Source organism: Cupriavidus gilardii, assembly GCF_008801915.1.
Taxonomy (GTDB): domain Bacteria; phylum Pseudomonadota; class Gammaproteobacteria; order Burkholderiales; family Burkholderiaceae; genus Cupriavidus; species Cupriavidus gilardii.
In genome coordinates, this window is the sequence record NZ_VZOV01000001.1 from 63,029 (window position 1) to 77,954 (window position 14,926).

Below are 14,926 nucleotides of genomic sequence, written 5' to 3' on the forward strand. Positions count from 1 at the left end.
CCGTCGGCACGCCGGCTGCCGGTCAATCCAGACGGAACTGTCCCACCGCGCCGGTCAGCCGCGCCAGTTGCTGCTGCTGGCGCGCGACCTCTTCGGCGGTCTGGTCGACATGGTCGGCGTTCTGGCGCGCTGCCGCGTCGATGCCGGCGATATTTCCATCCACCTGATCGATGCCGGCGCGCTGTCCGCCGGTGGCGAGCGCCATCTGGTCGACGATGGCCGCGAGCCGCGCGACGCTGGCCTCGAGTTCGCCCATCGTGCTGCCGGCGGTGCCGACCAGCGCCGAGCCCGCGCGTGCGCGATCGACCGATTCGCCGATCAGCGCGCGGATTTCCTTGGCGGCCGCTGCGCTGCGCTGGGCCAGCGTGCGCACCTCGCCCGCCACCACGGCAAAGCCGCGGCCCTGCTCGCCGGCGCGCGCGGCTTCGACCGAGGCGTTCAGCGCCAGGATATTGGTCTGGAACGCGATGCCGTCGATCACGCCGATGATGTCGGCGATCCGTTCGCTGGCGGCATGGATTTCGCCCATCGTGCGGATGACCGAGCCGATCACCTCGCCGCCCTGCGCCGCCACCGCGCGCGACGTGCCCGCCAGCGTATGCGCCGCCTGCGCGTGGTCGGCGTTCTCGTGGGCGCTGCGGCGCAGTTCGCTCATCGCCGTGACGATTTCCTCCAGCGCGTGCTGCTGGCTGTGGGTGCGTTCGGCCAGCACCGCATTGCGCTGCAGGATGTCGCCGGAGGCGGCCGCCGCCTCGGCGGCGCTGTCACGCACCTGCAGCAGCGTGCCGCGCACCGCATCGAGCGTGGCCTGGAACGAGCGCGCCAGCGCGCTGACAGGCTGCGGCTCGCCGGCGCGCGCCGGCGTCAGCGTCAGGTAGCCGGGATCGCGGCCGATGCGCGCGGCCAGCGCCGCGAGCTCGCCGGCGGAGCGGGCGTCGGCCTCCATCCGATAGGCCAGCACCACCAGTACCGCTGTCTGCACCACGACAAAGGCGGCATGCAGCAGCACGATGCCCAGGCCCGGCTCGGTGAAGCAGATCACGCCCCAGCCCCACGTCTGAAAGTAGTTGAAGCTCAGGTGGTGCACGGCGATCAGCGCCGCCGCCAGCAGGATCGGGCGGAAATCGCGATACGCGAGCAGCACGGACAGCAGCACGAATACCGCGAAGTGGTACTCCGCCTGTCCGTGCGCCTGGTGGATCAGCAGCCCGACCATCGCCATCGAGATCGCCGCGGTGGCCAGCCGCGTGCCGAGCCGGCCCGGCAGCGCCGCGGCCCACAGGCTGGCCGCCGCCGACAGCGGCAGGCCGACCGCCAGGCTCGGGCCGACCGTACCGTAGCGCCAGCCCGCCAGCAGCGAGGCGGCCCACAGCAGCCAGATCGTACCGACCAGCAGGCGGTCGGCGCGACGGTGAACGGCGGCCAGCAGCGTGCCGCCGGCCTCCGCCTCGGCCATCTGTTGATCCGGTCGGGCCGCGGCGCGATCCGTTTCGGCGCGCAAAGCCAGTGTGCTGCTACCCATTCGATCCCCCTGTCGTTGCAATCAGTACGCACTCGTCGTGGATGTTGTTATCGCGGCTGCACGACGGCATGCCGCCGCACCGACGATATCGGCAGATTCGGCGCGGACCTGAGGCCGGATGCGGTCATCGTTTACCCGCAGGAAGACGGGGTTTGCCGGTAAGGATTGCCAGCGCCGTTGTAAGGACGCATCGGCGGGCCGGCGTCGCGCGGATCGGCGTGCGGGGGGTGAGCTGGCAGCGGGCCCGCCTGGGCGGCCGCCAGGGGGCATATGGCGGCGGCGGCATGAAAGTTGCGGCCGCACGGCCAGGTGCCACGCGAGGGCGTGGCGTTCGCCAACCTTTGCCAGACAGGAGACAGCCCATGGCCACACCCGAGCAACTCCCGCCGCAGCATCAGGACCGGCAGCCCGGCCTGGAAAGCGAAATGCATCCGAAGCCCGACAGCGGCGCCGACGACTATGTCGGCAGCGGCCAGTTGACCGGCAAGGTCGCGCTGATCAGCGGGGGCGACAGCGGCATCGGCCGCGCCGTCGCGGTGGCGTTCGCGCGCGAAGGCGCCGATGTCGCGGTGGCCTATCTGAACGAGCACGAGGATGCCAGGGAGACCGCGCGCCTGGTCGAGGCAGCGGGCCGCCGCTGCCTGCTGATGGACGGCGATCTGGGCGACAGCGCCCATGCCGCGCAGGTGGTCGAGCGGACCGTCAAGGAACTCGGCAAGCTCGACATCCTTGTCAACAACGCGGCCGAGCAGCATCCGAAGCAGCAGCCCGAGCAGATCGACGAGGGCCAGGTCGAGGCGACCTTCCGCACCAACGTCTTCGCGATGTTCCACCTGACCCGCGCCGCGCTGCCGCATCTGCAGCCGGGCTCGGCCATCGTCAATACCACGTCGGTCACCGCCTATCGCGGCAGCGCGCACCTGCTCGACTACTCGTCGACCAAGGGCGCGATCGTCTCGTTCACGCGCTCGCTGGCGCTGCAGGTGGTCAAGCGCGGCATTCGCGTCAATGGCGTGGCACCGGGGCCGATCTGGACGCCGCTGATCCCGTCGACCTTCCCGCCGGAGCAGGTCGAGAAATTCGGCAAGGAGACGCCGATGGGCCGCCCCGGCCAGCCGTTCGAGGTGGCCGCCGGCTTCGTCTTCCTCGCCTCGCGCGCGGCCAGCTATATCACCGGGCAGGTGCTGCATATCAACGGCGGCGAGGTGATCAACGGCTAGCGCGAAGGCAAGTTTCGTTGTGGCAAGGGAACCGAGGGGCCGGGCCGGCACCGGCCCGGCGGGGTGGCGTTCGCGCTTGACGTTCGGGGCTCGGCGTCTAACCTGAAGGCTTGCTGGGGTAAGCTGCGCATTCGTGCAGTGCGCCGCCATCGCGGTTGCCCGGTCCAGTCCTTGCCACCATGGCCCACAGCTATCTCGGTACGCGCCACTACTTCGCCACGCAGCGCCGCACCCTGGTGGCGCTGCTGTTCGGCGCGATCCTGTTCCCCGCGGCGGTGCTGGCAACCTGGGCGTGGCTGTCGCTGCGCGCGGACATGTCCGAGGCCGAGCAGCGCTCGGCGCGGCTGGCGCGGGTGATCCAGGAGCACGCCAGCAAGGTCTTCGAAGGCAATCACCAGATCAACAGCCGCATCCGCGATGCCACCGCCGGCTGGAGCAACGCGCAACTGCGCCAGCACGAGGACGACATCCACACCCGTCTTGCCGATATCGTCGGCGGGCTGCCGCAGGCGTCGTCGCTGGCGGTCTACGACGAGCAAGGGTTGCTGCTGGCCAGCAGCCGCTTCTATCCGGTGCCGCGCGTATCGATCAGCGAGCGCGAGGATTTCCGTGCGATCGTCGGTGGGCTGCGTCCGTTCGACGTGACCGGTGTCGTCACCGACAAGGTGGTTCCCGAACGCGTGATCAACGTCAGCATGCCGCGGCTCGGGCCCGACGCGAATGTCGCCGGACTGGTGTCGGTGGCAATGCGCCCTTCGTATTTCGCCGACTTCTATCGCGACGTGCTGAGCCAGGAGACGGGCGCCGAGGCCGCGCTGGTGCGCAGCGATGGCGTGGTGCTGGCCGCGTATCCGGACAGCGTGCCCGAACAGGTGCCCGATGCGGTGCGCGAGGGACTGCAGCAGGTATCCGAGGGTTCCGGCGACAGCGTCGCGCGGATGGCGGGTCCTGGCGGCGACGACAGCATCGTCGCGCACTGGTCGATCGGCGGCGGACAGCTGCACGCCGTGGTCGGCATTCCGATGCGCGTGATTCACGCCCAGTGGCGGCACCGCCTGTATATCGGCGCGACCGTGGCGGCGATTCCCGCCTTCGCGCTGTGGGCGCTGGCCTGGATGAGCCTGCGCCGGCTCAAGCGCGAAGAGCAGTCGTATCTGCGATGGCAGGAGGAGGTCACGCGCCGCCAGGAAGTCGAGGAACGCTATCGGCAGTCGCGCAAGCTCGAGGCGGTGGGACATCTGATCACCTCGGTCGCGCACGACTTCCGCAACGTGCTGTCGGTGATCTCGTTCAATACCGATCTGATGATCACGCGTCCCGATGTCGCGCGCGAGAAGGCGCTGGCCGGCATCAAGCGCAGCGTGGCGAGCGGCGTCGCGCTCAGCAACCAGCTGATCGGCATGGCGCGCAAGCGCCAGCACCGCAAGGAGGTGTTGCTGCTGCCGCAGGAGGCCGAGGGCTGGACGCCGCTGATCCGCTCCGCGCTGGGGCCGCGCGTGCAGCTGCGCTACGAGGTCGACCCGGCCTGCTGGCCGGTCTGCGCCGACCGCAACGAGCTTGAACTGGCGATGATGAACCTGGCGTCGAACGCGCGCGACGCGATGCCCGGCGGCGGTCAATTCGTCGTCGCGGCCTCCAACGTGACGCTGGACGGCAGCCGTCCCGGAGGCGTGCGCGGCAATTATGTCTGCCTGTCGGCGCGCGACAACGGCAAGGGCATGCCGCCCGAGGTGGTGGAGCGGGTCTTCGAGCCGCTGTTCACCACCAAGACCGCGGGGCTGGGCAGCGGCCTCGGCCTGGCGCAGGTGCACGACTTCTGCCGCGAAGTCGATGGCGTCGCGGTGATCGAGTCCGAAGTCGCCAAGGGCACGACAGTGCGGCTCTATCTGCCGGCCTGGGAACATGGCGACAGCCATGCGCGGACGCGCTGGGGGGCCGGCGCCAGCGCCGTGCTGATCGTTGCCGATCAGCCGCGCAGCGTGCAGAGCGCCGTCGAATCGCTGCAGGCCACCGGCCACCGGGTCACGCTGGTGCGCGACGAGGCCGAGGCGATGGCGGCGACCGACCGTTACGGCTTCGATCTGGTGATCGCCGATGCGCGCCTGGGTCCCGCGCTCGGGGGACTGGCGCTGCGCGACCGGCTGACTCGCAGCTTTCCCTTCCTGCCGGTGATCCTGATGACCGACGACGCCGACATGATCGCGCTGGCGTCGGTTTCCGGGCTGCCGTTCCTGCTCAAGCCATGGAACGCGCAGACGCTGGTCAAGGCCGGCATCCTGGCGCCGACCCGCGCGGCGGACGGGCAGTCGAGCCCGTCGCGGCTGTAGCGCTCGGCCGCGCCTGCCCGCTGCCGTTCAACCGGTGCGGCGCAACAGCGCGACCGGCAGCGGATCGAGTATGTCCGCGACGCGCAGCCGGCCGTTCGGCGCGGACAGCATGCGCCCGGTCAGCGCATCGGTCCAGCGGCTGGCGCCTGGCTCGCCGACGCACAGCAGCGTGTCGCCCCATGCGGCCGGCGCGATCGCGGGCCGGTCCTGCACCAGCCGGGCGTCCAGCCGCGCGGTGATCGCGATCGCGCGATCGTCGCCGCGCCGCCGCTCGAACGCCAGCAGATGCGACGCCGCCGGGCCTTCGCCATGCAATTGCCGGTAGCCGCCATCGCGGAACAGCGCGGGCTGTTGCTGCCGCGCGGCCAGCAGTGCGCGCACCAGCTGCACCTTGATGCGGCCGTCGCGCCATTGTTCGAGCCACGCTTGCCAGCCCGCCGAGCAGGCCAGTGCCGCGCGCAGCGAGTCGTAGTCGACGGGGCGGCGGTTGTCGGGATCGACGAGGCTGAAGTCCCAGCCCTCCGTGCCCTGATACCGGTCCGGCACGCCTGGGGCGGTGAGTTGCAGTAGCGTCTGCGCCAGGCTGTTCAGCGCGCCGGCCGGTGCGATGCGTTGCGCGAAGCGCGCGATGCCGCCGAGCAGGTCGCTGTGCGCCATCGCCTGCAGCAGCCCCGCATAGGCCTGTTCGTAGCCCTCGTCGGGCCGCGTCCAGTGGCCGTGCCGCTTGGCTTCGCGCACCGCCTTGGTCTGCCACGCGCCGACGCGCTCGAGCAGTGCCTGCACGGCCGGGTCGCCGGCATCGCGGTCGGCGCGCAGTTCGGGCGGCCACGCGCCGACCAGGGTTTGATACAGCATCAGCCGGTCGGCGCCATCGGGACCGGCGCGCTGGGCCGAATCTGCGAGCCGCAGCGCGCGGGCTTCCCACTCCCCGACCGCGGCCTGCCATTCCGGCGCGAGTTCGCTCAGCACCGCCAGCCGCATCCGCATGTCCTCGCCGCGCTTGTGGTCGTGGGTCGCGGTCGCCAGCATCGCGTGCGGCCAGACCTGCGCGCGCACCGCCATGCGGGCATGGAAGCGGTCCGGCGGCATCGCCAGCGTGGCGGGGTGGCTGCCGACCTCGTTGCGCGACAGCAGCCGGCCGTAGCGGTAGAACATCGTGTCTTCGGCGGCCTTGGCGGCCAGCGGCGGCATCAGTTGCTGCACGCGGGCGCGCGCCTCGCGCAGCGCGGCGTCGCCATGCGGACCCGCGCAGAGCCAGGCCAGCAAGCGATCGACGGTCGCGCTGTCGTCGGGACGGACCGCGCGCCGGGCCAGTTCGGCGGCGGCCTCCAGCCGCAGGCGGTCCTCGCGCGACCACGCGTGTTCTCCCAGATAGGTCCGGTAGACCTCCAGCGGTTCGAGCAGCGCCGCCAGCGCGCGGCGCCAGCTCGCCAGCGTCAGGTCGCGCGTGGCGGGCTCGGCGCGGGCACAGGCATGCAGGCGGCGGCAGGCGCCTTCGAATTCGGTGACCAGAAAGCGCGACAGCAGGTGGCGGCGTGCCTCGCGCACCTGCTCGCCATATTCGCGGCTGTCCCCGCTGACCTGCTGCCACAGTGTGGTCAGCGCCGTTTCGCCGGCGCCGTCGTGCAGCACCGCGCCGACCTCGTCCATGAAGTCGTAGCCGGTGGTGCCGTCGATCTGCCATTCGGTGCGCAGCGTTTCGTGCTCGGCCAGGATCTTTTCGATGACGATCCAGGGCCGCGCGCCGCGCGCCGCCATCGCGGCGTTCAGTTGCCCGCGCAGCTGCTGGCAATAGCCGCCCGGGTCGGCCAGGCCATCGACATGATCGACGCGCACGCCGTCGATCAGGCCATCGCGCGCAAGACGAAGCACCAGCGCATGCACGTCGTCGAACACCTGCGGCTGTTCGACGCGTACCGCGACCAGCTCGCTGACCTCGAAGAAGCGCCGCCAGTTCAGTTCGTCGGCCGCGGTACGCCACCAGGCGAGCCGATAGTTCTGCTGCTCCAGCAGCGCGTGCAGCCGCTCGACTCCGCCGGGCGCCGCCGCATCGAAGGCGTCGCCGCCGGCGTCGAACGCGGCCATCGACTCGTCGGACAACGGTACCTCGTGCTCGCCGTACTGCAGCCAATGGCGCTGCCCGTCGCCGCGGACCGCAATTTCGCCGGCCTGCAGCGTGTCCCAATACGGGCGTCCCAGGATCGGCAGCAGTACCTTGCCATGCAGTTCGGGATCGGGCGAATGCCAGTCGATATCGAAGTGTCCGGCGTAGGGGCTCTCCGCGCCGCGCGCCAGCACGTCGGCCCACCAGCGGTTGTGGGTCGAGCTGGCCGCCATATGGTTGGGCACGATATCGATGATCACGCCCAGCCCCGCGGCGCGCGCGCGTCCGGCCAGCGCCTGAAAGCCGGCGTCGCCGCCCAGCTCGGGGTTGATCCGCTGGAAATCGGTGACGTCGTAGCCGTGCGTCGAGCCGGGCTTGGCCGCGAAGATCGGCGACAGGTACAGATGGCTGACGCCGAGCGAGGCGAGATAGTCGACCTGGCGCTCGGCGTCGGCGAAGGTGAAGCCCGCATGCAGCTGCAGCCTTGCCGTGGCGCGCGGCACCAGGGTGTGGCCGCGGTCGGCGGCGTGATCGGCGTCGGAATGCGATTCGTTGCTGGAGGCTGACGACATGGTGGCAAGCGGCCGGCGTTCAGCTGGTAGTGTCTTCGGACCGCGTCTGCTGCCCGGATTGCAGATAGGCGACCGTGGCGCCGGCGGACAGCGTGCCCGCTTCGAGCAGACGCGCGGCGCCGGGCTCGCTCTCGGCCAGCAGCTCGCCTAGCGGCGCGTCGCCGCAGGAAACGACGGCGTCGCCGAGGTTGGCCCACAGTGTCAGCAGCGCGCCGTCCCCCAGGCGCCAGCTGGCGCGCACCGCCGCGTCGCCGAGCACGGCGGCGCCTTCGCTGCGCGTGCCCGGCAGCCGCGGCAGCAGCTCGCGCCGGCGCAGCGTGATCAGCGACTTGTAGTACTGCGCGTATTCGCCGTCGGGGTCGAACTCGGGGCGCGATGCCTCGAAGGTGGTCGGCGCATTCGGGTCCGGAATGCTGTCCGCGCGCGCGCCGTCGGCAAAGCCGGCCATCGAGCCGAATTCGCGGCGGCGGCCTTCGCGCACGGCGTCGGCCAGTTCCGGCGGATGGCTGGTGAAATAGAGGAATGGCGTCTGCGTGCCGCCTTCCTCTCCCATGAAGACCATCGGGATCTGCGGGCACAGCATCTGCAGCGCGATCGCGGCGCGCAGCGGGCGTGGCCGGGCCAGCGCCGCGATGCGCTCGCCGAACGCGCGATTGCCGATCTGGTCGTGGTTCTGCAGGAAGCTGATGAACGCGGTCGGCGGCAGATGGGCGCTGCGCTGGCCGCGGTGGACGGGCTTGTCGCCGCCCGATTCGCGCGTGCGATGCGGCGACGCCTCGCCCTGATAGGCGAAGCCCTCGGCCAGCACGCGCGCCAGATGGCGGGTGGTGGGGCCGAGCGGCTGGTGGTCGCCCCGCGGTGCCGCGTCCTGGTCATAGGCGCGGCCGTAGTCCGGACCGGGATGGCTGCCGGAATCGGCGCGATGCGCGGCATCGGCGCCGGCGCCGAATTCGGGCGCGACCACCGCGCCATAGTCGGCGTAATAGCCGTCGTGCTCGCCGGTCAGCAGCACATGCAGCACGTGGTGTGCGTCATCGTTCCACTGCGCGTCGTAGCCGCCGGCCAGCAGCGCGGCGTCGTTGTTGTCGTTCTCCAGCACCAGATGGATCTGGCGGCCGGCGCAGCGCTGCCGCAGCGTCGGCGCCAGTTCGGCCAGCCAGCCCTCGTCGGCGATCGCATGCACCGCGTCGAGCCGCAGCCCGTCGAAGCGGAAGTCCTGCAGCCAGTAGCTGGCGTTCTCGGTGAAGAAGTCGCGCACCTCCTGCCGGCGGAAGTCGATGGCCGGGCCCCACGGCGTGCGCACATCCTCGCGGAAGAAGGCGCTGGCGTAGCGCGGCAGATAGTTGCCCTCGGGGCCGAAGTGGTTGTAGACCACGTCCAGCAGCACCATCATGCCCAGGCCGTGCGCCGCATCGATCAGCGCCCGCAGCTGGTCTGGCGTGCCGTAGCTCGATTCGGGCGCGAACGGCAGTACGCCGTCGTAGCCCCAGTTGCGGCTGCCGGGAAACTCGGCCAGCGGCATCAGCTCGATGGCGGTAAAGCCGAGTGCCGCCAGCCGCGGCAGTTCGCGCATCGCGCCGGCGTAGCCGCCGCACAGGCCGACGTGCATTTCGTAGACGATGGCTTCGTGCCAGGGCCGCCCCTGCCAGTACGGATGGCACCACTGATAGGTGGCCGGGTTGACCACCACGCTGGCGCCGTGCACGTCGCCGGCCTGGGCCCGCGAGGCCGGGTCCGGCACGATGGTGCCGTCGCCCAGGCGGAACCAGTAGCGCGCGCCCTCGCAACAGGCCACGGTGGCCTCGAACCAGCCGTCGGCGGCCGGCGTCATCAGCACCGGGCCGGCGTCGTGGATCTCGAGCCGGGGAATCTCGCCCTCGGCCGCCATATCGGGCGCCCACAGCCGGAAGCAGGTGCGGCCGTCGGCCAGCCGCAACGGTCCGAAGCGCGGCTGGCTGGCCGGCGCCGCTTCAGGCGCGCTGCCCAGCGGCGCGGCCGCCGGCGCGGTGCCCAACGTTTCCCAGCCGCCGCGCGGCTGGGCCGCGGCCGCCGCGGCAGCGGGATTCGGCTCTACGTTCATGATGATTTCCGTATCGATGAAAGGCGGACGGCGGCAGCGGCGATGGCGCGCGGCCCGCGCACCATGCCGTCCCGCCGGCCTCGGACATCAGGCGGCCGCCGTGGGCAGCGCATCGCCGAATCCGCCGTTGTTGGCAGTCGCGTTGGCCTGCGCGGGAACCGGGCCGCGATCGACGCGCGCGCCGCGGCTGCGCCGCCGCGACGGCGAGGCCTGGATCGCCAGTTCCGGCGCCGGCTCCGGCGCCATGGCACGGGCCATGGCGGGAGCGATGGCGGGCGTGGCGCGCGGCACCGGCTGCGGGACGCGTTGCGGCTGCGGCGCGGCTTCGACCTGCGCCACCTCCGCTGCCCGCTGCGTGGCGCGCTGCATCGCCAGCGCCGATGCCAGCGCAGGCGACAGCGCGCTGTACAGCGACAGGTATTGCTCGGCCGGCCGGGTCCAGCAGAACAGCGACTGCATGCCGGCGCGCTGCAGCACCTTCCACGCGCGCGGCCGCCGCAGCCATTGCAGCGCGCGCTCGATCGCCGCGCTCATTGCCTCGACGGTCTCGCCGTCGAACAGGAAGCCGGTGGCGCCTGGGCGCGGGGTCGAGCCGTGGCCGGCGTCGCGGACCGTATCGACCAGGCCGCCGACGCGCGAGGCGACCGGTACGGTGCCGTAGCGCATCGCATAGACCGGTGTCAGGCCGAACGGCTCGAAGCGGCTGCCGTGCAGCAGCACGTCGGCGCCCGCATGCAGCAGGTGCGCGGTTTCTTCGCGATAGCCGATCGACACGCCGACGCGCTCGGGATGACGGGCGGCCAGCGCCTCGAAGCCGCGCTCGATCGCCGCGTCGCCGCAGCCGAGCACCGCGAACTGCACGGTGTCGTCGGCCTGCAGCGCGCGCTCGATGGCACCGAGCGCGACATCGGCCATCTTCTGATGCGTCAGCCGGCTGCCCATCGCGACCAGCGGCGCGGCGGGATCGGCCGGCAGCCCGAAGCGGTTTTGCAGCGCCGTCTTGCAGGCGCGCTTGCCGGCCATCGAATTGGCCGTATAGCAGTGCGGCAGCAGGTCGTCGCTGGCCGGGTCCCAGTCCTCGGTGTCGATGCCGTTCGGGATCGCGCCCAGCACATCGCGCCGCGCCTGCAGCAGTCCCTCGAGCCCGTGGCCGAACTGCGGCGTCAGCATCTCCTGCGCATAGTTGTGGCTGACCGTGGTGACGCGGTCCGCGTAGCGGATGCCGGCCTTCAGGAAATTGAGCCGGCCCCAGAACTCGACGCCGTCGGCGCTCAGGCAGTCTTCCGGCAGACCCAACTGCCGCGCCAGGCACAGCGGGAAGATGCCCTGGAAAGCGAGGTTGTGGATCGTCAGGATGCTCGGCGTATCCAGCCCGGCGGCGCGCATCAGCAGCGGCGTCAGTCCCGCATGCCAGTCGTGCGCGTGCACGGCCGCGGGCATCGGCAGCGGCGTGCGGCCGGCGGCGATCGCGGTGGCGGCATGGGCCAGCGCGGCAAAACGCTGCGGATTGTCGGCGAAGTCGCGCCCGGTCGGGTCGGTGTACGGCGTGCCGGCCCGATCGTAGAACGACGGGCAGTCCAGCAGGGCGACCTGCACGTTGCTGCCCGGCATTCGGCCGAGCATCAGTCGCATCTGGCTGTGGCCGGGCGGCAGCGCCAGCCCGGGCGCGTGGTCGCCAAGCTTGAGCGCGCCGAGACTGCGCAGTCCCACGGCGCCGGCCAGGGCCTGCGGATAGCCCGGCATCAGGATCGTGACATCGAGGCCCCGCTGCTGCAGGGCGCGGGCCAGCCCGCTGACGACATCTCCCAAGCCGCCTGTCTTGGCCAAGGGCATGGCCTCGGCCGCCACGAATAGCACGTTCGTGTTCAAGTTGATCTCCGCCATTCTGAATGCGCTGGTGGTGGGGCGGCGGTCGGGCTGCACCGCCGCTGCTGCGCTTCACTTGCGGAGCGTCGTGCGGGCCCCGGCGCGTGAAGCGTTGGAGCCATGCGAATGGCATGCCAGCGTGGCGTGTTTTTCGCAAAGGCTTTGCGTTCAACGGTTTGCGTAACCGGTTCGTAACTGTTGAAACAAGCGCTGCGTAAAGGCTCCGCCGGCCGATGTAAGAACTACATGCCTGGGCCGCCCTTGTGGCGCGTGCCGGCGGTGCTCATCGCCGCGCGATGCAGCAGCGGCACCGGCACCGGCTTGACGCGCCAGATCCGCTCGCAGTACTCGCGGATCGCACGATCGGACGAAAAACGCCCCGAGCGCGCGCACGACAGCACCGACATCCGCTGCCAGCGCGGTTGGTCGGTGAAGGCGGTCGACACATCCTGCTGGCAATGCAGATAGGACGCGAAGTCGGCCAGCAGCATGTAGGGGTCGTGCTGCAGCAGTCCGCCGAAAATCGGCTGGAACACCGACGGATCGCCGCGCGAGAAGAACCCCTGGGCGATCAGATCGATTACCGCGCGCAGCTCGGCGTGACTTTCGTAGCAGGCGGCCGGCCGGTAGCCGGCGGCCTTCAACGCGTAGACCTCCGAGGCCGAGAGCCCGAACGGGAAGAAGTGATCGGCGCCGATCGCGTCGCGCAGCTCGATATTGGCCCCGTCCATCGTGCCGATCGTGATCGCGCCGTTCATCGCGAACTTCATGTTGCCGGTGCCCGAGGCCTCCTTGCCGGCCAGAGAGATCTGCTCGGACAGGTCCGCCGCCGGGTAGATCTTCTGCCCATAGGTCACATTGAAGTTCGGCAGGAATACCACCTTGAGCCTGTCGCGCACCTGCGGATCGCGGTTGATCACGTCGCCCACCGAGGTGATCAGCCGGATCATCAGCTTGGCGTAGTGATAGCCGGGGGCGGCCTTGCCGGCAAACAGGAACGTGCGCGGCACAATGTCTGCGTTCGGGTCGGACTTGATCCGGTGGTATAGCGCGACGATATGCAGCACCGCCAGATGCTGGCGTTTGTATTCGTGGATGCGCTTGACCATCACGTCGAACATCGACGCCGGATCCACGACGACGCCGGTGGTCTCGCGCACCAGCCGCGCCAGGTCCTCCTTGTTCTCGCGCCGCGCCGCCTGCCACCTGTCGCGAAAGCCCGTGTCGTCGGCGTACGGCTCCAGCTCGCGCAGCTTGTCGAGGTCGCCGATCCACCCATCGCCGATCGACTCGCACACCAGCCGCGACAGCCGCGGATTGGACAGCGCCAGCCAGCGGCGGGGCGTGACGCCGTTGGTGATGCTGGTGAATTTCTCCGGCCACATGGCGTAGAAATCCTTCAGCACGTCCTCGCGCATCAGCCGCGAATGCAGCTCGGCGACGCCGTTGATGGTATGGCTGCCGACACAGGCAAGGTGCGCCATCCGCACATGGCGCTGTCCGCGCTCGTCGATCAGCGACAGGCGCGACAGCTGCGATTCGTCGCCGAAGAAGCGGATCCGGACCTCGTGCAGGAAGCGCGCGTTGATCTCGTAGATGATTTCCAGATGGCGCGGCAGCGTGCGCTGAAACAACGGCAGCGGCCACATTTCCAGCGCTTCCGGCAACAGCGTGTGGTTGGTATAGGCGAAGGCCTGGCGGGTGATCTGCCAGGCCTCGTCCCAGGGCACATCGTGCTCGTCGACCAGCAGCCGCATCAGCTCGGCGATGCCGATGGCTGGATGGGTGTCGTTCAGCTGGACGGCGAACTTCTCGTGAAAGCGCGTGACCGGAATGCCATGCGCATCGAGCAGCCGCAACATGTCCTGCAGCGAACACGACACAAAGAAATACTGCTGTTCGAGACGCAATTCCTTGCCTTGCTCGGTCTCGTCGTTCGGGTAGAGGACCTTGGTCAGGTTCTCCGAAGTCACCTTCTTGCTGACGGCGCCGAGATAGTCGCCGCGATTGAAGACGCCGAAGTCGAAGGCCTCGGTCGCCTCCGCCCGCCATAGCCGCAATGTGTTGACCGTGTTGACGCGATAGCCCAGGATCGGCGAGTCGAACGGCACGCCGACCACCGTCTTGGCCGGCACCCAGCGCACCCGGTAGTGGCCGCGATCGTCGGTGTAATGCTCGGTCTGGCCGCCCAGCTTGACCTGGACCGCCCATTCCGAGCGCTGGATCTCCCAGGGATTGCCGTGGCGCAGCCAGGTATCGGTGCTCTCGACCTGCATGCCGTCGATGATCGACTGATGGAAGATGCCGTACTCGTAGCGGATGCCGTAGCCGAGCGCGGGGATCTGCATCGTCGCCAGCGAATCGAGGAAGCAGGCCGCCAGCCGGCCCAGGCCGCCGTTGCCTAAGCCTGGCTCGAGCTCCTGCGCCAGCACCGTGTCGAGGTCCAGGCCAAGCTCGGCCATGGTTTCCTTGACCTCGTCGAAGATGCCCAGGTTGACCAGGTTGTTGCCCAGGTGGGGGCCCAGCAGGAATTCGGCCGACAGATAGGCGACGGTGCGCGAAGGCTGGCCCAGGTAGGTCTCGGCCGTACTGATCCAGCGCTGCACCAGCCGGTCGCGCACGGTATGGGCAAGTGCCTGATACAGATCGTTGGGACTGGCAAGGCCCGGCAGCTTGCCCTGCGTATAAAAGACATGGTCGAGGAAGGCGCGGCGGATGGTCGCGCCGGACATCGCAGTGCGGGTGTCCTCGTGGCTGTCTGGGGGCATGGTCTCGGCGAGCTGCGCCCGGGCGGCTTGCGGCATGGCGGTCCTCCGGTTGGAAAACCGCAAGCAGCTGCAAGAGGCGTACCTTGCCGTCGGTAAGCGCGTTTTGCTTGACCAGACGGGCATCGGCGCCGGGCAGGTCTTGCCAATTATTGGCGAGTTTGTAGAAAACGGTTAGATCTGACGAGGGAAGTGTTCGGCTCCTCCCGCTGGCGGGAGAGGGAGAACCCATTTGGCGGCGCGCGTGTTGTCCCCATGTCATCCCATTCCTACAAAGGATTGCGCGCGCGGCGGGATGCATCGGGCGCCGCCCCGGACTAATGTCGGAATGCCATCCCCCGCAATGCCGCAACGACGGCGCAACAACGGACCGACAGGGCGCTGCAGGGAAGGGCGGAGACGGGAGCCACGATGCGCGCTTCGACGCCAGCCGCTGAAAGCGTGACAGCAGGAACGACTGCAGGATCGAC

Annotated in this window: 7 protein-coding genes; 2 read left to right on the top strand and 5 right to left on the bottom strand. The window is 69.9% G+C overall.

Translation table 11 applies throughout. The annotated features are described in order from the left end of the window. Positions 1-22: 22 nt before the first annotated feature. Positions 23-1,456, bottom strand: coding sequence for a methyl-accepting chemotaxis protein (locus tag F7Q96_RS00300; protein WP_174779920.1), 1,434 nt, complete (start codon positions 1,454-1,456; stop codon positions 23-25). A gap of 428 nt (positions 1,457-1,884) precedes the next feature. Between F7Q96_RS00300 and F7Q96_RS00305 the strand changes: the two genes are divergently transcribed. Both F7Q96_RS00305 and F7Q96_RS00310 read left to right on the top strand, forming a co-directional pair. Continuing rightward, positions 1,885-2,742 (top strand): SDR family oxidoreductase, encoded by an 858-nt coding sequence (locus tag F7Q96_RS00305; RefSeq protein ID WP_053824235.1) that lies wholly within the window; start codon positions 1,885-1,887, stop codon positions 2,740-2,742. Positions 2,743-2,921: 179 nt separating this feature from the next. Next, complete coding sequence (locus tag F7Q96_RS00310; RefSeq protein ID WP_053824234.1) at positions 2,922-5,069, top strand: ATP-binding protein; 2,148 nt, start codon at positions 2,922-2,924, stop codon at positions 5,067-5,069. Positions 5,070-5,096: 27 nt separating this feature from the next. Here the strand turns inward: F7Q96_RS00310 and treY are convergent, their stop codons facing one another. The 4 genes from treY to F7Q96_RS00330 form a co-directional block, all read right to left on the bottom strand. After that, positions 5,097-7,679 carry a malto-oligosyltrehalose synthase gene (gene treY, locus F7Q96_RS00315; RefSeq protein ID WP_053824687.1) on the bottom strand — a complete coding sequence of 861 codons (2,583 nt, stop codon included), beginning with the start codon at positions 7,677-7,679 and terminating at the stop codon, positions 5,097-5,099. Between the two features lie 85 nt (positions 7,680-7,764). Further along, a complete protein-coding gene (locus F7Q96_RS00320; RefSeq protein ID WP_053824233.1) occupies positions 7,765-9,825 on the bottom strand; it encodes an alpha-amylase family glycosyl hydrolase in 2,061 nt (686 codons plus the stop codon). A gap of 87 nt (positions 9,826-9,912) precedes the next feature. After that, positions 9,913-11,694, bottom strand: coding sequence for a glycogen synthase GlgA (glgA, locus tag F7Q96_RS00325; protein ID WP_144425975.1), 1,782 nt, complete (start codon positions 11,692-11,694; stop codon positions 9,913-9,915). Between the two features lie 239 nt (positions 11,695-11,933). Continuing rightward, a complete protein-coding gene (locus F7Q96_RS00330) occupies positions 11,934-14,423 on the bottom strand; it encodes a glycogen/starch/alpha-glucan phosphorylase (RefSeq protein ID WP_390884822.1) in 2,490 nt (829 codons plus the stop codon). Between the last annotated feature and the right edge of the window lie 503 nt (positions 14,424-14,926).